Origin of the sequence: Pseudomonas fluorescens, from assembly GCF_000802965.1 — a bacterium.
Classification (GTDB): Bacteria; Pseudomonadota; Gammaproteobacteria; order Pseudomonadales; family Pseudomonadaceae; genus Aquipseudomonas; species Aquipseudomonas fluorescens_A.
The window spans coordinates 12272-30005 of the sequence record NZ_JSAK01000013.1 but is presented as its reverse complement, the minus strand read 5'-3'; the positions used below and the strand labels follow the sequence as shown (position 1 = coordinate 30005).

The window sequence follows — 17734 nt, the reverse complement described above, 5'->3', positions numbered from 1 at the left end:
GCCGCAGGCGCGGGCCGCGGCAGCTCCTACAGTGGTTTGTGTGTTGAGTAGATTGGTGTGCGCCCGCCCAGGGTTTATTGAAGAATTGATGGAGTTGTTTTTATGGGCCCATGGCTCGATAGCGTCACCGGTTGGTTGACGGTCAACCCGCAATGGCTGGCGGCGGCGGTATTCATCGTGGCTTTCATCGAGTGCCTGGCGATTGCCGGGCTGATCGTGCCCGGCACGGTGTTGCTGTTCGCGGTGGCGGTACTGGCCGGCAGCGGTGCGCTGTCATTGAGTGAAACGCTGTTGCTGGGATTTCTCGCCGGGGTACTGGGCGACGTTGTTTCGTACTTCCTGGGGCGGCATTTCCATCAGAACATCCGGCGTCTGCCCGGGCTGCGCCATCACCCGGAATGGATCGCCGGAGCCGAGTCGTACTTTCAGCGCTACGGCATCGCCAGCTTGCTTGTAGGGCGCTTCATCGGCCCGCTGCGCCCCATGCTGCCGATGGTGGCCGGGATGTTCGACATGCCCTTCCCGCGTTTCTTCGCCGTCAGCCTGCTGGCCGGGGCCGGATGGTCAGTGGCGTATCTGCTGCCGGGCTGGGCCACCGGCGCGGCGATTCGTTTGCCGCTGCCCGAGGGTTTCTGGCCGCAGGCCGGAATAGTCGCGGCCAGCATTGCGCTGATGATCGGCCTGAGCGCAACCAGCAGTCTGCGTCGGCATCGCAAAGCCACGATGTTCATTGCCGGCATGAGTTTTCTGATTCTGGCCGGGCTGTTTATCGGCTATTCGCACCTGAGCGCCCTCGATCAGGGCGTGATGACTCTGGTGCAGGAACACCGCAGCCCGATGCTCGATGAAGTCGCCGTTGTCTTCACGCTGATCGGCGAATTCCGCAACATGCTGGTATTCAGCGCCTTGCTGGTGCTGCTGTTGCTGATTACCCGGCAATGGCGGCAGGCGATCTTCGCTTGCAGCACTCTGCTGTTCACTGCACTGGGTAATACCGCCACCAAACATTTTTTCGCCCGGGTGCGCCCGGAAGTGTTGAGTGATCCGCTGACCAGTTACAGCATGCCCAGCGGCCATGCCTCTGGATCTTTCGCGCTGTTCCTGACCCTCGCCGTACTGGCCGGGCGCGGACAACCGCCACGGATGCGCCTGACCTGGCTGTTGGTGGGATGCTTGCCGCCTCTGGCGATTTCTTTGTCCCGCGTATACCTCGGGGCACACTGGCCGACAGATGTGCTCGCCGGTGCGATGCTGGCAGCGTGTGTTTGTGCGGCGAGTTTGTGGCTAATTCAGCGTCAAACTTCTCTCAATGCCATGCCACCCAAGGTCTGGTGGCTGGTATTACCGGCGATGGTGGCGTTGTTCGGATTTTTTATATTGCGGCATTTGCCGCATACGATGTTGCGGTATGCGTATTAAGCGGAAGAAAAAAACCCGATCAATGATCGGGTTTTTTGTTAGGTCGCGCTTAGCTGTTCCATTGACGCTTACGTTTTTCCAGAATCAATGCGTCGGCCAGCTGGCATGCAATCTCTGCGGTGTCGTCGAAGGACTGGCCGGGGGTGGCGTTTTTTAGCATATAGCCCACCGCAGCAGCATCCCAGATAGAGCGTTCATGCAAGTAAACAATCATGGTGTGAATTCCTTTTAGTCAATTAATAGCCCGCTTCATGCGAGTTACTCCAAAGTAAATAAAACGCCGCCGAACAGCAATAATGGCAAGTAAACCGAATGATTACCAAATACTGCTCAAGCAAATAACTCCCCCTGCAACTCATCCAATAACGCCTGAATAGCATCCAGTCGTTGCTGCGGATCATCAAGTTGCAACAGGTCGATCTTGTCCAGTTCAGCGAACGGCAGCAGGTACGCCAACTGATTGGCCAGTGACTGTTGCCCAACCGCTTCGGTGCCCATGTTCAGCGCTTCAACCATCGGGTGTTCGGCCAGGGCCTTGAGCAAGGCCACCAGATCGGCATCCTCATCCTGCAGCGGCTGCTCCGGTTCGTCCTCCAACCACTCGACTTCAGCGACGGTCAACTGATCGCGCTGAACCTCGGTCCTTAACACGTGAAAGCGCCGCCCGCCCTGCACCCGAATTCCCAGCAGACCATTGTCCTGCTGCTTGAAATCGGTGATCAGCGCCTCGCACCCGACCAACGCGTAACCTGCCGGGGCAATGCCGACTTCTTCGCCGTCAAGGATGCAGACCACGCCGAAACCGCCGCCCTGTTTCATGCAGCGGCCGATCATGTCCAGATAGCGCGCCTCGAAAATCTGCAAATCTAGGATGCAACCCGGAAACAGCACCGTGTTCAGCGGAAAAAGCGGCAGACTCATAGACATTTCCCTTACACCACCATCGACACCGCCAACGGCAGCAACACCGCCGTGGCCACACCCATCAGACTCATCGCCAGCGCCGCGAAGGCGCCGCACTCTTCGTTTTCCTGCATCGCCACCGCCGTGCCGACCGCATGGGCGGTCATGCCCAGGGCCATGCCTCGGGCCTCGGGGCTGTGGACTCCGAGGCGGGTCAACAGACTTGGACCGAAGATCGCCCCGATCACGCCGGTGATCAACACGAACACCGCCGCCAGCGCTGCGACACCACCGATCTGCTCGGCCACCAACATCGCAATCGGCGAGGTCACCGACTTCGGCGCCATGGTCATCAGGATCATGTGCTCAGCGCCAAACCACCAGCCCAACAGCACGCCCATACCCGTGGCGACCACCCCGCCTATCACCAGCGTAGTAAATATCGGCCAGAACAACTGCCGAATCCGCCGCAGGTTGAGATAAAGCGGTACCGCCAGCGCAACCGTGGCCGGGCCGAGCAGGATGCTGAGGATCTCGGTGCTCTTGCGGTACTCGGCGTAGGTCAGCCCGCAACCCACCAGCACACCGATCACCAGCAACATGGAGACCAGCACCGGCTGCAAAAAGATCCAGCGGGTTTTCTCGAATGCCGCCAACACCAGCTGATAGGCGCCGAGGGTAATGCCGATGCCGAACAATGGATGATGAATTACCGACGCCCAGGCGCCGTGCCAGTCGAGGATCATTGGCTGTCCTCAGGATGGTGCGTGTGGCGCTTGATCATGCGCTGCATCAGCACACCCGCGAACGCCATGGACAGTAACAGCGACAGCACCAACGCGCCGACGATGGCCCAGAAATCCGCCGCAATGTCCTTGGCGTAAACCATCACCCCCACGGCCGGCGGTACCAGCAGCAATGGCAAATAGCGCAACAGGCTGCTGGCCGCGAGGTTCAGCGGTTCACCGACCTGGCCACGGCAGATCAGGTACACCAGCAATAGCAGCAGGCCGATGATCGGCCCCGGCAACACCGGTAAAAACAAATGGTTGATCGCCGTGCCGAGCAATTGGAACAGCACCAGCCAGGTCAAACCTCGTAACAACATCCTTCATCTCCCGCAAAAACCGTCACCCGCATTAGCCCGGGCATTATAAGCACGCCTGCGCTATAGATCGGCATTCGCCAAAAGCATGGTCGGTTGACCGCTGCCATTTGCCATGTTGATCTAAAGTGGTAATTCGGGCGGCCAAATCCCCCACCTCAAAACTATAAAAGCGATGAACCCAAGGAGAGTCTCAATGCCCTATGTTCCAGTTGCAGAGCTCAAAGATTATGTCGGCAAGGAACTCGGATGTTCCGAATGGCTCACCATCGATCAGGAGCGCATCAACCTGTTCGCCGAAGCCACAGGGGATTTCCAGTTCATCCACGTTGACCCGGTCAAGGCCGCGCAAACGCCATTCGGCAGCACCATTGCCCACGGTTTCCTGTCGCTGTCGCTGATTCCAAAACTGATGGAAGACATCCTCGTCATGCCCGAAGGCTTGAAGATGGTGATCAACTACGGTCTCGACAGCGTGCGTTTCATTCAGCCGGTCAAGGTCAATTCGAAAGTGCGCCTCAAGGTCGACCTGACCGACGTCACCGAGAAAAAACCCGGCCAATGGCTGCTCAAAGCCACCGCCACCCTCGAAATCGAAGGTTCGGAAAAACCGGCGTACGTCGCCGAGCCATTGTCCCTTTGCTTCGTCTGATACCCACCCGATTGCGAAACAGCTCACGCTGTTTCGCGCCTGCTTCCTTTCTACCGGCTATATAAGGACACATAGCTGCGGCATACTCCGTCGCCTAATTGCCCGGATCCCGCTATGCGCTCACTTGCACTCCTTGCCTTGACCCTGATGCTCACCGCTTGCGGCGACGGCGAATCGCCATTGCCTCCCGATGCGCGCCTGCCGGACGGCGGACGCTATCGTGGTGATCTGGTCAACGGATTGCTGCAAGGCCAGGGCCGCATCGATTACCCGAACGGCAGCTGGTACGCCGGCGAGTTCGACCAAGGCCAGTGGCATGGCCAGGGCGAATGGCACGGTAGCAACGGTGAGATCTATCGCGGGCAATTCAGTCAGGGCCTGTTCGACGGTCAGGGCAGTCTGACCACCAGCGTCAGCAGCTACACCGGGGGCTTCAAACTCGGTCGTCGTGACGGTGAAGGCACGCTCAAAGAAAACGGCATGACCTACCGCGGCGAGTTCAAGGGCGATCAATATTCAGGACTCGGCCGTCTGGAGCTCGAAGACGGCAGCGCCTATCAAGGCCAGTTCAGCCGCGGCAAACCCAACGGCGAAGGCCAGCGCAGCGACGGCAACGGCAATCAGTTCACCGGGCGTTTCGTTGACGGTCAGCTGGAAGGAAACGGGACCTTCAACAGTGCCGATGGCGACATGTACGTCGGCAGCTTCAAGAACAATCAACTGCACGGCAAGGGGCGCTACGAGAACGCGGACGGCGATGTCTGGCTGGGTCAATTCAAGGAAGGCTCGCTGAATGGCAAGGGCGAGTTGATCGGCGCCGATGGCAGCCATTACATTGGCAACTTCAACGACTGGCGCTTCAGCGGTCAAGGCCGCTTGAACCTGGCCGACGGCAGTTTCTACGTCGGCCAGTTCGACAACGACAGCTATTCCGGACGCGGCACCCTGGTACTGACTGACGGGACGGTGCAAAGCGGGACGTGGGCCAACGGCCAAAGGGTGCGCGATGCCGATGGCAAGTTGCTGCCCGACACCCTCGAACTCGGCTTGCTGGCCCAGGGCAGACTACTCGAAACCGCGCTGAGCAACGTGCCCGCGTCGACCCCGGCGGTGGAGCTGTACACCTTGACCCTGGGCGGTGACGGCAAGCAGAGCGTGTTCCTGCGCGAATCCGACTACGTCGCCAACATGCTCACCAGCCGTTTCGGCGCCTTTGGCCAGATTCGCCTGGTGAACCATCGCGATCACATCGGCGACCGACCGATGGCCACCCGGGAAAACCTGCGTCGCGCCGCCATGACCCTGGCTGAACGCAGCGGCCCGGAGGATTTGATCTTCATCTACCTCACCAGCCACGGCACCAGCGAACACGAACTGGTGCTCGATCAGCCACGCATGGAACTGGCCGACCTGCCAGCCGATGAACTCGCTGCGGTCCTCGCTCCGCTGAAAAACCGCGACAAGATCGTGGTGATCTCGTCTTGCTATTCGGGCGGTTTCATCCCCGCGCTCAAGGACGAACGCACCCTGATCATGACCGCCTCACGGGCCGATCGCGTGTCCTTTGGCTGTTCAGAAGAAGCCAACTTCACCTACTTCGGCGACGCCCTGTTCGCCCAGGCATTGAACCAGACCGACGACCTGGAACAAGCCTTCAAACTGGCCAGGGCCACCGTCGCCGAACGCGAGCTGGCGGATAACTTCGAAGCCTCCGAACCACAGATCTGGGCACCCAAAACCGTCCTCTCACACTGGCAGTTGTTACGTAAGCAGCAGGCACGAAAAGCACTACAAAGTGTCTCCATTGACGGCAAGGATGCAAAGAACAACTAAGCTGACAGTATCAAGGGAGAAACACTATGTACTTGACGCCTCAGCACGTGCTGCTCGCCGGAGCCACCGGTTTGACCGGTGAACACTTGCTTGATCGCCTGCTCAACGAGCCAACGATCTCGCGGGTCCTGGCCCCTTCACGCCGGCCGCTGGCCAAACATCCCCACCTCGAAAACCCGGTGGGTGACCCGGCAGTATTTCTGCCGCAACTGAACGGTCGTGTCGACATCGCCTACTGCTGCCTGGGCACCACCATCAAGCGGGCCGGCTCGGAACAGGCGTTTCGCGCAGTGGACCTGGACATGGTGGTGGCATTCGCCAAACGCGCCCGTGAGATGGGCGCAAGGCACCTGATCGTGATCAGCGCCCTGGGGGCCGATCGCAGGTCCTCGATTTTCTACAACAAAGTCAAAGGCGAGATGGAGCACGCACTGCGCGCGCAGGACTGGCCGCAGCTGACCATTTGCCGTCCGTCGCTGCTGCTGGGTGAACGTCTCGAACCGCGCCTGGGTGAGCAGTTCGCCGGACCATTGTCGCGCCTGATTCCCGGCAAGTATCGCGGTATCGAAGCCTGCCAACTGGCCCGCGCCATGTGGCGTCTGGCGCTGGAAGAGCAGGATGGGGTTCGGGTTGTCGAGTCGGATGAACTCAGGAAATTAGGAAAATAATCGACGAACCTTGTGGCGAGGGAGCTTGCTCCCGCTGGGTGGCGAAGCCGCCCCAATGAGGGACTGCTGGGCAGTCCAGCGGGAGCAAGCTCCCTCGCCACAAAAAGCCAAGTTCGCCTCTACAACCCGCCCGTCGCCTGAAAACTCACGCCTAAAACCGTAAGCAACGACAGCGGCAACAACAGCGTGTCGAGCAATGCACTGGCCGGCAGGTCTACACCGGGATAGCTCGGCGCTTCGGCACCGAATCGGTCCATGGCGCAACAGCCGCCGTTCATGGCATACAAATCCAGCCGCGTGCCCGAATACACCACCGGCGCCCCCGGCTTGGCAGCATCGAGGGTGCGCGCCGTTGCGCACCCTGCCAGCTGGAGCGCCAGCAGGATGATCAGCAGCTTATTCATCGCTGGTCAGATGGTGTTCGCCCCAACGCGGCAGCATGTCCTGGGGAATGTTCAACAGGTTGAGAATCCGCGCCACGACGAAGTCGACCAGATCGTCGATGGTTTGTGGCTGATGATAGAAACCCGGCGATGCCGGCAGAATCGTCACGCCCATGTTCGACAACTTGAGCATGTTCTCCAGATGGATGCTCGAATACGGGGCCTCACGCGGCACCAGAATCAGCTGCCGGCGCTCTTTCAACGTCACGTCGGCGGCACGCTCGATCAGGTTATTGCAGGCGCCGGTGGCGATGGCCGACAGGGTGCCGGTGGAACACGGCACCACTACCATCGCCGCTGGCGAACCGGAGCCCGAAGCCACCGGCGACATCCAGTCTTCCTTGCCATACACGCGAATCTGCCCGGCGGTTGCGCCGGTGTATTCGGTGAGGAACGCCTGCATCATCTGCGGCTTGGCCGGCAGCGTGACGTCGGTTTCGGTGGCCATCACCAGTTGCGCGGCTTTGGATATCAGGAAGTGCACTTCGCGGTCTTCACGCACCAGACAGTCGAGCAGGCGCAAACCGTATTGGGCACCGGAAGCGCCGGTCATCGCCAGCGTGATGCGGTCCGGGCCGTTGTTCATTTCAGCGCCTCGGCGAGTTTGCCGTGGAGGCCGCCGAAGCCGCCGTTGCTCATGATCACCACGTGAGTGCCCGGTTGCGCCTGGCTTTTCACGCGCTCGATGATGCCTTCCAGCGAGTCGCTGACAATCGACGGCACGGTGCACAGCGCCGCCGTGCCTGCCAGATCCCAGCCGAGGTTGGCCGGTGCGTACCAGATCACCTGATCGGCATCGACCACGCTTTCCGGCAAGCCGTCGCGGTGAGCGCCGAGCTTCATGGAATTGGAGCGCGGCTCGATGATCGCGATCAACGGGGCGTCGCCAATACGTTTGCGCAGGCCATCAAGGGTGGTGGCGATGGCGGTAGGGTGATGGGCGAAATCGTCATAGATGGTGATGCCACGGACTTCCGCGACTTTCTCCATCCGGCGTTTCACGCTTTTGAACGCGCTCAACGCGGCAATACCCATGGACGGCACGACACCGACATGACGGGCCGCGGCCAAGGTAGCCAAGGCGTTGGCGACGTTGTGCTGACCGGTCATGTCCCACTCGACTACGCCTTGGGAAACACCTTCGAACATGACTTCGAACTTCGAGCCATCCTCACTGTGTAACTTGACCTGCCATTGGCCGCCGGCACCGGTGGTTTGCACCGGGGTCCAGCAACCCATCTCGATCACGCGCTGCAACGCTGGCTCGGTGGTCGGATGGATCACCAGGCCTTCGCTCGGGATGGTTCGAACCAAGTGGTGGAATTGCCGCTCGATCGCTGGCAAGTCCGGGAAGATATCGGCGTGATCGAACTCCAGGTTGTTCAGGATCGCCGTACGCGGGCGGTAGTGAACGAACTTGGAGCGCTTGTCGAAAAAGGCGCTGTCGTATTCATCGGCTTCGATGACGAAGAACGGCGTACCGCCCAGCCGTGCCGACACCGAGAAGTTCTGCGGCACGCCGCCGATCAGGAAGCCCGGGCTCATGCCCGCGTGCTCCAACACCCAGGCGAGCATGCTGCTGGTGGTGGTCTTGCCGTGCGTACCGGCCACCGCCAGCACCCAGCGACCTTGCAGGACGTGGTCAGCCAGCCATTGCGGGCCGGAAACATACGGCAAGCCTTTGTTCAGCACGTATTCGACTGCCGGGTTGCCGCGCGACATGGCGTTGCCGATCACCACCAGGTCAGGAGCCGGGTCGAGCTGCGCCGGATCATAGCCTTGGGTCAACTCGATACCCTGAGCCTCAAGCTGAGTGCTCATCGGCGGATAGACGTTGGCATCGGAGCCCGTCACGTGATGGCCCAGCTCTTTGGCCAGAACCGCCATCGAACCCATGAAAGTGCCGCAGATACCAAGAATATGAATGTGCATAGTCGACCTCGTAAAACATGGCCGCAGGTTAGCTTAGGGTGGGAAAATTCGCACTCTTTAGCTGAGATTCACAGCGATCCATGTGGCGAGGGAGCTTGCTCCCGCTGGGCTGCGCAGCAGCCCCAAAGGGTGCCCACGGATGCTTTGGCTAATCGCATGATGGGATGGCGACGGCTTCGCCGCCGAGCGGGAGCAAGCTCCCTCGCCACAAAAGCACTTTACCGGGCGATACCGTGTTTACGCAGCTTTCGATAGAGGGTGTTGCGGCTTACGCCAAGCTGCTCGGCGGTATGGGTCATATGCCACCGCGTATGCTCCAGCGCATTCAACAGCGCCAGACGCTCGGCATCTTCCAGTGGATGTTCGGTCACTGGAGTGTCCACTTCGGTCAGGGGCCGCACCTGGCGAATCATCACCGGCAAATCCTCGAGCCCGATCCGCCCGTCGTCACACAACGCCGCCAACGTGCGCAGCACATTACGCAACTGCCGCACGTTGCCCGGCCAGGCAAATCCCAGCAAAGCTTCCCGCGCCGGCCCGTCAATCAACACCGTTTCACCGCGCGCTTCTTCTGCCAGTAAAAAGTCCAGCAACTGCGACTTGTCACTGCGTTCGCGCAACGCCGGCAACCTGACCTCCAGCCCATTGAGCCGGTAATACAAATCCTCGCGAAAACTGCCGTCCTGCACCCGTTCCAGCAGATTGCGGTGCGTGGCGCTGATGATCCGTACATTGACCGATTCGGGCTCACCGCCGATCGGCACCACCTGACGATCCTCCAGCACCCGCAACAGTCGTGTCTGCAAGGCCAGGGGCATGTCGCCGATTTCATCAAGGAACAACGTCCCACCATCGGCCTGCTGTAACTTGCCGCGCATGCCTTCCTTGCGCGCGCCGGTGAAGCTGCCGCCGCGATAGCCGAACAGCTCGCTTTCGATCAGGCTTTCCGGGATGGCCGCGCAGTTGAGGGCGACGAAGGCTTTTGAGGACCGCTGACTGGCGTGGTGCACGGCTTTGGCGAAAGCCTCTTTGCCTGAGCCGGTTTCGCCGTTGATCAGCAAGGGCACATCACGCTCGTACACGCGCAACGATTTACGGAAATCCGCCTGCAACGCGGCATCGCCCAGGCAGATCCCTGACAGCGGCGCAGGCTCTTCAATCACCGGGCCGGGTATCAGCGGCACCGGCACACGCCGAGGCTGCCCACGCAAAACGGCGAACAGCCCCCGCCCATCCCGGGTGCGCAGCGGCCAACTGGCGCTGGCATTCACGCTGGCGCGACCGAGCAATTCGTCCAGCGAGCAATCGAAAAACGCCTCCACCGGTTTGCCCAGCAATCCGCCGCGAACATGCCCCAGCAAGTTCAATGCACTCTGGTTGACCGCGCAGATCCGCCCTTCACCATCAAACGCCAACAATCCTTCGCTGAACAGTCCGACGGACTCGGCCTGCAAATGAAAACGCAGCAACCATTGATTGTCGAAGCAACGCAGGAAGTAGCAACTCTCGATCATCTTCGCCGACAGATTGACCAAGGCCATGGTGTGGAACTGACTTTGACGCGATACGTCATGCCGCGCCGAGGACACATCGAGTACCGCCAGCAATTCGCCGTGGGGATCAAAAACCGGACTCGCCGAGCAGGTCAGGCCGGTGTGGCGGCCACGGAAGTGTTCGTCCTGATGGATGGTCAGCGACTGGCGCTCCACCAGGCAGGTGCCGATGCCGTTGGTGCCTTCGCAGGCTTCGCTCCAGTCCGCGCCGAGCCAGAGCCCGGCGCGCTCGAAAATCTTCCGCTCGGTGGGCGCGGTTACGCAGTTGAGGATCACGCCGCGTGCGTCAGTCAGCAACACCGCGTGTCCAGCACCGGAAAGCTGCTGATGCAGGCTGGTCATCTCATGGCCGGCGATGTGCAGCACTTGCTGCAGGCGTTCGCGGCTTTCGAGGACACGGCCATGCTCCAGCACCGTCGGCGCCATGGTCAGGGCCGGGTCGAGGTGATAGTCCTCAAGACAGCGCAACCACGAGCGGGCGATGGACGGATCGCTGCCAGGACCGTGCAGGTGGGTTTTCCCTTGCGTCACGGTCAACACTTGCCGGGCATGGCGACTCAAATGGTTGTCGTGCATTTCTTATTATTCTCCCCCTCTAGAGGTTCACCCGTCCCCCTGTAGGAGCTGCCGAAGGCTGCGATCTTTTGATCTTAAAAATCAAAAACAAAGATCGCAGCCTTCGGCAGCTTCTACAGAGGTTGCGACCGAGCATCCTCCAGCCTAGCGCGCATTGCAATGCTGGCAAGACTGCCCGGTCACAGGCTGTGCCACAAACGGTACAAAGTGTCACAGGGGCTGTACCGAAACCGTCACAGACGTCGGCCATCGGTCCGACAAAACCCGTGTAAAGCCTTGATTTGCCTGACCTGCAAGGCAGTGGCCCAACCTTTGCTCTACGCTTATAGCAAGCGCACATGCGCCTCTCTTATAAGTACAAAAGCCAAGGAGAAAACATCATGCGTTACGCTCACCCCGGTACTGAAGGCGCTATCGTTTCGTTCAAAGCCAAATACGGTAACTACATCGGCGGCGAGTTCGTCGCGCCTGTCAAAGGTCAGTACTTCACCAATACCTCGCCAGTGAATGGCCAACCAATTGCCGAATTCCCCCGTTCCACGGCCGAAGACATCGACAAGGCCCTGGACGCTGCCCACGCGGCGGCCGATGCCTGGGGCGCTACGTCCGCCCAGGCGCGTTCGCTGGTGCTGCTGAAAATCGCCGACCGCATCGAACAGAACCTGGAACTGCTGGCCATCACCGAATCCTGGGACAACGGCAAAGCCGTACGTGAAACCCTCAACGCCGACATCCCGCTGGCCGCCGACCACTTCCGCTACTTCGCCGGTTGCATCCGTGCGCAGGAAGGCAGCGCCGCCGAGATCGACGGCAACACCGTGGCCTATCACATCCATGAACCGCTGGGCGTGGTCGGGCAGATCATCCCGTGGAACTTCCCGATCCTGATGGCCGCCTGGAAACTCGCCCCGGCCCTGGCTGCCGGCAACTGCGTGGTGCTCAAGCCTGCCGAGCAAACCCCGCTAGGCATCACCGTGCTGGTCGAACTGATCGGCGACCTGCTGCCGCCGGGCGTGCTGAACATCGTGCAAGGTTTCGGCAAAGAAGCCGGCGAAGCCCTGGCGACCAGCAAACGCATTGCCAAGATCGCCTTCACCGGCTCGACCCCGGTCGGTTCGCACATCATGAAATGCGCGGCCGAAAACATCATTCCGTCCACCGTGGAGCTGGGTGGCAAGTCGCCGAACATCTTCTTCGAAGACATCATGAAGGCCGAACCATCCTTCATCGAAAAAGCCGCCGAAGGCCTGGTGCTGGCGTTCTTCAACCAGGGCGAAGTCTGCACCTGCCCTTCCCGCGCACTGGTGCAAGAGTCGATCTACGACGAGTTCATGGCCGTCGTGATGAAGAAAGTCCTGCAAATCAAACGTGGCGACCCGCTGGACACCGACACCATGGTCGGCGCCCAGGCGTCCGAGCAGCAATTCGATAAAATCCTTTCCTACCTGGAAATCGCCAAGGGCGAAGGCGCCGAGCTGCTGACCGGCGGCAAAGTGGAAAAACTCGAGGGCAACCTGGCCAGCGGCTATTACATCCAGCCGACGCTGCTCAAGGGCACCAACAAAATGCGCGTGTTCCAGGAAGAAATCTTCGGCCCGGTGGTGAGCATCACCACCTTCAAGGACGAAGCCGAAGCCCTGGCCATCGCCAACGACACCGAGTTCGGCCTCGGCGCCGGCCTCTGGACCCGCGACATCAACCGCGCCTATCGCATGGGCCGCGCCATCAAGGCCGGTCGTGTGTGGACCAACTGCTACCACCTGTACCCAGCGCACGCCGCGTTCGGTGGCTACAAAAAATCCGGCGTCGGCCGTGAAACCCACAAAATGATGCTCGACCACTATCAGCAGACCAAAAACCTCCTGGTGAGCTACGACATCAATCCGTTGGGTTTCTTCTAAGCGCGTAATTGCTATCGCCAGCAAGCCGGCTACTACAGACCGCGTAAACCTGTAGGAGCCGGCTTGCTGGCGATAACGCCCTAAATGACACAACACTCCTGGCCTGGCCGCTCTGGCACGGGCCTTGCGTGCCCGCTCTACACGCAAATGCAGCTCCCGAAAGTCCAACAGATCAAAAAATAAAAAAGACAGCGAGGACTTATGACTTCTTCCACACAGCTCAAACCCACACTCGGCACCCTGCATTTATGGGGCATTGCCGTCGGCCTGGTGATTTCCGGCGAATACTTTGGCTGGAGTTACGGCTGGGGCACCGCAGGCACACTGGGTTTTCTCGTCACCGCGTTGATGGTGGCGACGATGTACACCTGCTTCATCTTCAGCTTTACCGAATTGACTACTGCAATTCCCCACGCTGGCGGACCCTTTGCCTACAGCCGCCGCGCCTTTGGTGAGAAAGGCGGATTGATCGCCGGCATCGCCACGCTGATCGAATTCGTTTTCGCGCCCCCGGCAATCGCCATGGCGATCGGCGCCTATCTCAACGTTCAATATCCGGAACTGGACCCGAAGATCGCCGCCGTTGGCGCCTATTTCGTCTTCATGGGCCTGAACATACTCGGCGTCAGCATCGCGGCCACCTTCGAATTGGTGGTCACCGTGCTGGCGGTCGCCGAATTGCTGGTATTCATGGGCGTGGTCGCTCCGGGCTTCAGCTTCAGTAACTTCGTGCTCAACGGCTGGGCCGGCTCAAATGAGTTCACGATGGCTTCGATTCCCGGCATTTTCGCGGCCATTCCCTTCGCTATCTGGTTTTTTCTTGCCATCGAAGGCGCGGCCATGGCCGCCGAAGAAGCCAAGGACCCGAAACGCACGATTCCCAGGGCCTATGTCAGTGGCATTTTGACCTTGGTGTTCCTGGCCATCGGCGTGATGGTGATGGCCGGTGGCGTCGGCGACTGGCGTCAGCTGTCGAACATCAATGATCCGCTGCCCCAGGCCATGAAAGCGGTGGTTGGCAACAATTCAACGTGGATGCACATGCTGGTGTGGATCGGCCTTTTCGGGCTGGTGGCGAGTTTCCACGGGATCATCCTCGGCTACTCGCGGCAGTTCTTTGCGCTGGCTCGCGCCGGATATCTGCCTCGTGGCCTGGCTAAACTGTCGCGCTTCCAGACACCGCACCGGGCGATCCTCGCCGGCGGCGTGATCGGTATCGCGGCCATATACAGCGACGGACTGGTCAACCTGCAAGGCATGAGCCTGACGGCGGCAATGATCACCATGTCGGTTTTCGGCGCCATCGTGATGTACATCATCAGTATGCTGAGCCTGTTCAGGCTGCGTAAAACCGAGCCGAACCTGGAGCGCACGTTCCGTGCCCCTGGCTACCCGATCGTGCCGGGCATAGCGCTGTTTCTGGCGGTGGTGTGTCTGGTGGCGATGGCTTGGTTCAATACCTTGATCGGCCTGGTTTTCCTCGGTTTCATGGTGGTCGGTTACCTGTATTTCCAACTGACCGCCCGGCAGCGCTCCGAAGCACCGGCGGACGCTATGCTCGAAGGTATCTAGTTGCACCGGCGCCGGGCCTGTTGCCCGGTGCCGCTACATTGAAGTGCACACCACCTGTAGGAGCTGTCGAGCGCAACGAGGCTGCGATCTTTTGATCTTGCCTTCAAAGATCGCAGCCTCGTTGCACTCGACAGCTCCTACAGGGATTAGCGGTGAAACAGAATCAGAAGGAAACCCATCCCATGGCCGTATTTGCCCATTCCATCGGCGCTCAGACCTACCGTTTCGAGAGCCTCAAGGAAGTCATGGCCAAGGCCAGCCCGGCGCGTTCCGGGGACTTTCTGGCCGGTGTCGCCGCCCTCAATGATGGCGAGCGCGTAGCCGCGCAGATGGCGTTGGCCGACATTCCACTGAGCCACTTCCTTGAAGAAGTGTTGATTCCGTACGAAGCCGACGAAGTTACCCGGCTGATCATCGATACCCACGACCATCACGCTTTCGCCGTGGTCAGCCACCTCACCGTCGGCGGCTTTCGTGACTGGCTGCTCAGCGACGCCGCCGATGAACAGGTCCTGCGCGCCCTCGCCCCAGGCCTGACCCCGGAAATGGTCGCCGCCGTATCGAAGATCATGCGCGTGCAGGACCTGGTGCTGGTGGCGCAGAAAATCCGTGTGGTCACCCAATTTCGCGGCACCCTGGGCCTGCGCGGTCGCCTGTCCACGCGTCTGCAACCCAATCACCCTACCGACGAACCAGCCGGTATCGCCGCGAGCATTCTCGACGGCCTGCTACACGGCAATGGCGATGCCATGATCGGAATCAACCCGGCCACTGACAGCATCGCTTCGATCTGCGCGATGCTGGAAATGCTCGATGCGATTATTCAGCGCTACGAAATTCCGACACAGGCCTGCGTGCTGACCCATGTCACCACGTCGATTGAAGCGGTGAATCGCGGCGTTCCGCTGGATCTGGTGTTCCAGTCGATCGCCGGTACCGAGGCGGCCAACGCCAGTTTCGGTATCAATCTGAACGTGCTGAAAGAAGGTTACGACGCCGGTTTGAGCCTCAATCGCGGCACCCTCGGGCGCAACCTGATGTATTTCGAAACCGGCCAGGGCAGCGCCCTGTCAGCCAACGCCCACCACGGCGTAGACCAACAGACCTGCGAAACCCGGGCCTACGCCGTGGCGCGCCATTTCAACCCGTTCCTGGTGAACACCGTCGTAGGATTTATCGGCCCGGAATATCTCTACAACGGCAAACAGATCATCCGCGCCGGCCTCGAAGACCACTTCTGCGGCAAGTTGCTGGGCGTGCCCATGGGCTGCGACATCTGTTACACCAACCATGCCGAAGCCGACCAGGACGACATGGACACTCTGTTGACCTTGCTGGGCGTGGCCGGGATCAACTTCATCATGGGCATCCCCGGCTCCGACGACATCATGCTCAACTACCAGACCACCTCGTTCCACGATGCGCTCTACGCCCGGCAGACCCTGGGATTGAAGCCCGCACCGGAGTTCGAACAGTGGCTGGCAAAAATGGGCATATTCACTCAGGCGGACGGCAAGGTTCTGTTCGGCAACAACCTGCCGTCAGCCTTCCGCCAAGCCTTGGCGCAACTGGGATGAGTGTTGACATGGATAAGCCCCCTTTCGATCCGCACAACCCTTGGCTTGAACTGCGACGCCTGACACCGGCGCGGATTGCTCTGGGACGCACCGGCACCAGCATGCCTACCCGCGCCCAGCTGGATTTCCAGTACGCCCATGCCCAGGCGCGGGATGCTGTGCACTTGCCGTTTGATCATGTGGCACTCAGCGCGCAACTGGCCGAACGCGGGCGTGAAAGTATTTTGCTGCACAGCGCGGCAATAGACCGTAACAGCTATCTGCAACGCCCCGATCTGGGGCGAAAGTTGAGCGCTGGATCGGCTCAAGCTTTGCGCGACTACGCCTCAGCCAACCCTGGCGGGGTCGATCTGGCCATCGTGGTCGCCGATGGCTTGTCAGCGTTGGCCGTTCATCGGCATACCCTGCCATTTCTGGCGCGCCTGGAGGAGCAAGTTGGCGCTGAAAACTGGTCGGTAGCCCCGATAATATTGGTCGAACAGGGCCGCGTTGCGGTCGCCGACGAAGTGGGCGAATTGCTGGGGGCAAAAATGACGGTGATTCTGATCGGGGAACGGCCGGGCCTCAGTTCGCCGGACAGTCTGGGTTTATATTTCACCTACAACCCCAAGGTCGGCCTGACGGATGCTTACCGCAACTGCATCTCCAACGTGCGCCTCGAAGGCCTGAGTTATGGCATGGCGGCACACCGTTTGCTGTATTTGATGCGCGAAGCCTGTCGGCGTCAGCTGTCCGGGGTCAATTTGAAAGACGAAGCGCAAGTTCAGACATTGGAGTCAGACGCAGGTGCAGACATGAAAGGTAATTTCCTACTCAGTCCGCCGGATGCGTGAACCGCTTCCGCATTGCACTTTCGTTCCATTTTCAGGCAGGATCGACGCACGGCTGCCAGTGAGTACCTTTTGCCGTCAGAGCACGTGAAGACAGCCACTTGAGACGAGACCTACCATGCGGATTATTCAAGCGACCCTCGAACACCTGGACCTGCTGACCCCGTTGTTCGTCAAATACCGCGAGTTTTATGGCTCCCTGCCGTACCCGGACTCGTCCCGGGCGTTCCTCGAGAAACGCCTGCGTCGCAAGGAATCGGTGATCTACCTGGCACTGTCCGATGACGACAACAACAAACTGATGGGTTTCTGTCAGTTGTACCCGAGTTTTTCGTCGCTCTCGCTCAAACGCGTGTGGATCCTCAACGACATCTACGTCGCCGAAGACGCCCGCCGCCAATTGGTAGCCGACAACCTGATCCGCACCGCGAAGAAAATGGCCAAGGAAACCAATGCCGTGCGCATGCGCGTTTCCACCAGCAGCAATAATGAAGTCGCACAGAAAACCTACGAATCCATCGGGTTCAAGGAAGACACCGAGTTCAAAAACTACGTGCTGCCGATCAGCGACGAACTCTGATCAACATCAAACCTGTAGGAGCAAGCTTGCTCGCGATTGCGATGTGTCACTCGACACATTTATCGGATGCAAAACGGCTATCGCGAGCAAGCTTGCTCCTACAAATCAGACTGCGCCCACCGTCCGAGTGACATCCCCCGCTACAAACTCGACGCGCTTTTCACTAGCCTACCCGTATAATGCCGACCTT

At 59.9% G+C, this 17734-nt stretch carries 17 protein-coding genes; 9 read left to right on the top strand and 8 right to left on the bottom strand.

All coding sequences use genetic code 11. The features are described 5' to 3' along the window. Positions 1–102 precede the first annotated feature (102 nt). Positions 103–1419 (top strand): bifunctional DedA family/phosphatase PAP2 family protein, encoded by a 1317-nt coding sequence (locus NL64_RS11000; RefSeq protein ID WP_034148119.1) that lies wholly within the window; start codon positions 103–105, stop codon positions 1417–1419. A gap of 49 nt (positions 1420–1468) precedes the next feature. On the opposite strand, the gene NL64_RS30105 is transcribed toward NL64_RS11000, so the two are convergent. The 4 genes from NL64_RS30105 to NL64_RS10985 form a co-directional block, all read right to left on the bottom strand. Further along, positions 1469–1633 carry a hypothetical protein gene (locus tag NL64_RS30105; RefSeq protein ID WP_155292746.1) on the bottom strand — a complete coding sequence of 55 codons (165 nt, stop codon included), beginning with the start codon at positions 1631–1633 and terminating at the stop codon, positions 1469–1471. Positions 1634–1749: 116 nt separating this feature from the next. Then, a complete protein-coding gene (locus NL64_RS10995; RefSeq protein ID WP_034148118.1) occupies positions 1750–2340 on the bottom strand; it encodes an LON peptidase substrate-binding domain-containing protein in 591 nt (196 codons plus the stop codon). Positions 2341–2351: 11 nt separating this feature from the next. Next, the gene (locus tag NL64_RS10990) at positions 2352–3068 is read right to left on the bottom strand and encodes an LrgB family protein (RefSeq protein WP_034148117.1); all 717 of its coding nucleotides are present in this window, start codon (positions 3066–3068) and stop codon (positions 2352–2354) included. Beyond that, positions 3065–3430 carry a CidA/LrgA family protein gene (locus tag NL64_RS10985; protein ID WP_034148116.1) on the bottom strand — a complete coding sequence of 122 codons (366 nt, stop codon included), beginning with the start codon at positions 3428–3430 and terminating at the stop codon, positions 3065–3067. Before NL64_RS10985 ends, NL64_RS10990 begins: the two co-directional genes overlap by 4 nt. Before the next feature lie 193 nt (positions 3431–3623). Between NL64_RS10985 and NL64_RS10980 the strand changes: the two genes are divergently transcribed. The 3 genes from NL64_RS10980 (at position 3624) to NL64_RS10970 (ending at position 6580) form a co-directional block, all read left to right on the top strand. Continuing rightward, on the top strand, positions 3624–4079 hold the full coding sequence (locus NL64_RS10980) for a MaoC family dehydratase (RefSeq protein ID WP_034148115.1): 456 nt from the start codon (positions 3624–3626) through the stop codon (positions 4077–4079). Positions 4080–4193: 114 nt separating this feature from the next. Then, on the top strand, positions 4194–5912 hold the full coding sequence (locus NL64_RS10975) for a C13 family peptidase (protein ID WP_034148114.1): 1719 nt from the start codon (positions 4194–4196) through the stop codon (positions 5910–5912). A 26-nt stretch (positions 5913–5938) separates the two neighbouring features. Continuing rightward, a complete protein-coding gene (locus NL64_RS10970) occupies positions 5939–6580 on the top strand; it encodes an oxidoreductase (RefSeq protein ID WP_034148113.1) in 642 nt (213 codons plus the stop codon). 119 nt (positions 6581–6699) lie between these two features. Here NL64_RS10970 and NL64_RS10965 read toward each other — a convergent pair whose 3' ends face one another. From NL64_RS10965 to NL64_RS10950, 4 genes are all read right to left on the bottom strand, one after another. Further along, complete coding sequence (locus NL64_RS10965; protein ID WP_034148112.1) at positions 6700–6984, bottom strand: YceK/YidQ family lipoprotein; 285 nt, start codon at positions 6982–6984, stop codon at positions 6700–6702. After that, on the bottom strand, positions 6977–7609 hold the full coding sequence (gene ubiX, locus NL64_RS10960) for a flavin prenyltransferase UbiX (RefSeq protein ID WP_034148111.1): 633 nt from the start codon (positions 7607–7609) through the stop codon (positions 6977–6979). Before ubiX ends, NL64_RS10965 begins: the two co-directional genes overlap by 8 nt. Beyond that, positions 7606–8955, bottom strand: a complete 1350-nt coding sequence (gene mpl, locus NL64_RS10955; RefSeq protein WP_034148110.1) for a UDP-N-acetylmuramate:L-alanyl-gamma-D-glutamyl-meso-diaminopimelate ligase — start codon at positions 8953–8955, stop codon at positions 7606–7608. The genes ubiX and mpl overlap by 4 nt, the downstream gene beginning before the upstream one ends. 218 nt (positions 8956–9173) lie before the next feature. Next, positions 9174–11084 carry a sigma-54-dependent Fis family transcriptional regulator gene (locus NL64_RS10950; RefSeq protein WP_034148109.1) on the bottom strand — a complete coding sequence of 637 codons (1911 nt, stop codon included), beginning with the start codon at positions 11082–11084 and terminating at the stop codon, positions 9174–9176. A 380-nt stretch (positions 11085–11464) separates the two neighbouring features. On the opposite strand from NL64_RS10950, the gene exaC reads away from it, so the two are divergent. The 5 genes from exaC to NL64_RS10925 all read left to right on the top strand — a co-directional run bounded on the left by exaC (position 11465) and on the right by NL64_RS10925 (position 17544). Beyond that, on the top strand, positions 11465–12985 hold the full coding sequence (gene exaC, locus NL64_RS10945) for an acetaldehyde dehydrogenase ExaC (RefSeq protein WP_034148108.1): 1521 nt from the start codon (positions 11465–11467) through the stop codon (positions 12983–12985). A gap of 201 nt (positions 12986–13186) precedes the next feature. Continuing rightward, positions 13187–14557, top strand: a complete 1371-nt coding sequence (gene eat / locus NL64_RS10940; protein WP_034148107.1) for an ethanolamine permease — start codon at positions 13187–13189, stop codon at positions 14555–14557. A 182-nt stretch (positions 14558–14739) separates the two neighbouring features. Then, positions 14740–16134: an ethanolamine ammonia-lyase subunit EutB gene (locus tag NL64_RS10935; protein ID WP_034148106.1), complete on the top strand. Its 1395-nt coding sequence runs from the start codon at positions 14740–14742 to the stop codon at positions 16132–16134. 8 nt (positions 16135–16142) lie between these two features. Beyond that, entirely contained in the window at positions 16143–16967 is an 825-nt protein-coding gene (gene eutC / locus NL64_RS10930) for an ethanolamine ammonia-lyase subunit EutC (RefSeq protein WP_034148105.1), read from the top strand. 115 nt (positions 16968–17082) lie between these two features. Beyond that, positions 17083–17544 (top strand): GNAT family N-acetyltransferase, encoded by a 462-nt coding sequence (locus NL64_RS10925; protein ID WP_034148104.1) that lies wholly within the window; start codon positions 17083–17085, stop codon positions 17542–17544. Positions 17545–17734 lie beyond the last annotated feature (190 nt).

Excerpts from the sequence above, each read along its gene's own strand:
- NL64_RS11000 (WP_034148119.1), top strand. The coding sequence starts at position 103 with ATGGGCCCATGGCTCGATAGCGTCACCGGTTGGTTGACGGTCAACCCG.
- NL64_RS30105 (WP_155292746.1), bottom strand. The coding sequence starts at position 1,633 with ATGATTGTTTACTTGCATGAACGCTCTATCTGGGATGCTGCTGCGGTG.
- NL64_RS10995 (WP_034148118.1), bottom strand. The coding sequence starts at position 2,340 with ATGAGTCTGCCGCTTTTTCCGCTGAACACGGTGCTGTTTCCGGGTTGC.
- NL64_RS10990 (WP_034148117.1), bottom strand. The coding sequence starts at position 3,068 with ATGATCCTCGACTGGCACGGCGCCTGGGCGTCGGTAATTCATCATCCA.
- NL64_RS10985 (WP_034148116.1), bottom strand. The coding sequence starts at position 3,430 with ATGTTGTTACGAGGTTTGACCTGGCTGGTGCTGTTCCAATTGCTCGGC.
- NL64_RS10980 (WP_034148115.1), top strand. The coding sequence starts at position 3,624 with ATGCCCTATGTTCCAGTTGCAGAGCTCAAAGATTATGTCGGCAAGGAA.
- NL64_RS10975 (WP_034148114.1), top strand. The coding sequence starts at position 4,194 with ATGCGCTCACTTGCACTCCTTGCCTTGACCCTGATGCTCACCGCTTGC.
- NL64_RS10970 (WP_034148113.1), top strand. The coding sequence starts at position 5,939 with ATGTACTTGACGCCTCAGCACGTGCTGCTCGCCGGAGCCACCGGTTTG.
- NL64_RS10965 (WP_034148112.1), bottom strand. The coding sequence starts at position 6,984 with ATGAATAAGCTGCTGATCATCCTGCTGGCGCTCCAGCTGGCAGGGTGC.
- ubiX (WP_034148111.1), bottom strand. The coding sequence starts at position 7,609 with ATGAACAACGGCCCGGACCGCATCACGCTGGCGATGACCGGCGCTTCC.
- mpl (WP_034148110.1), bottom strand. The coding sequence starts at position 8,955 with ATGCACATTCATATTCTTGGTATCTGCGGCACTTTCATGGGTTCGATG.
- NL64_RS10950 (WP_034148109.1), bottom strand. The coding sequence starts at position 11,084 with ATGCACGACAACCATTTGAGTCGCCATGCCCGGCAAGTGTTGACCGTG.
- exaC (WP_034148108.1), top strand. The coding sequence starts at position 11,465 with ATGCGTTACGCTCACCCCGGTACTGAAGGCGCTATCGTTTCGTTCAAA.
- eat (WP_034148107.1), top strand. The coding sequence starts at position 13,187 with ATGACTTCTTCCACACAGCTCAAACCCACACTCGGCACCCTGCATTTA.
- NL64_RS10935 (WP_034148106.1), top strand. The coding sequence starts at position 14,740 with ATGGCCGTATTTGCCCATTCCATCGGCGCTCAGACCTACCGTTTCGAG.
- eutC (WP_034148105.1), top strand. The coding sequence starts at position 16,143 with ATGGATAAGCCCCCTTTCGATCCGCACAACCCTTGGCTTGAACTGCGA.
- NL64_RS10925 (WP_034148104.1), top strand. The coding sequence starts at position 17,083 with ATGCGGATTATTCAAGCGACCCTCGAACACCTGGACCTGCTGACCCCG.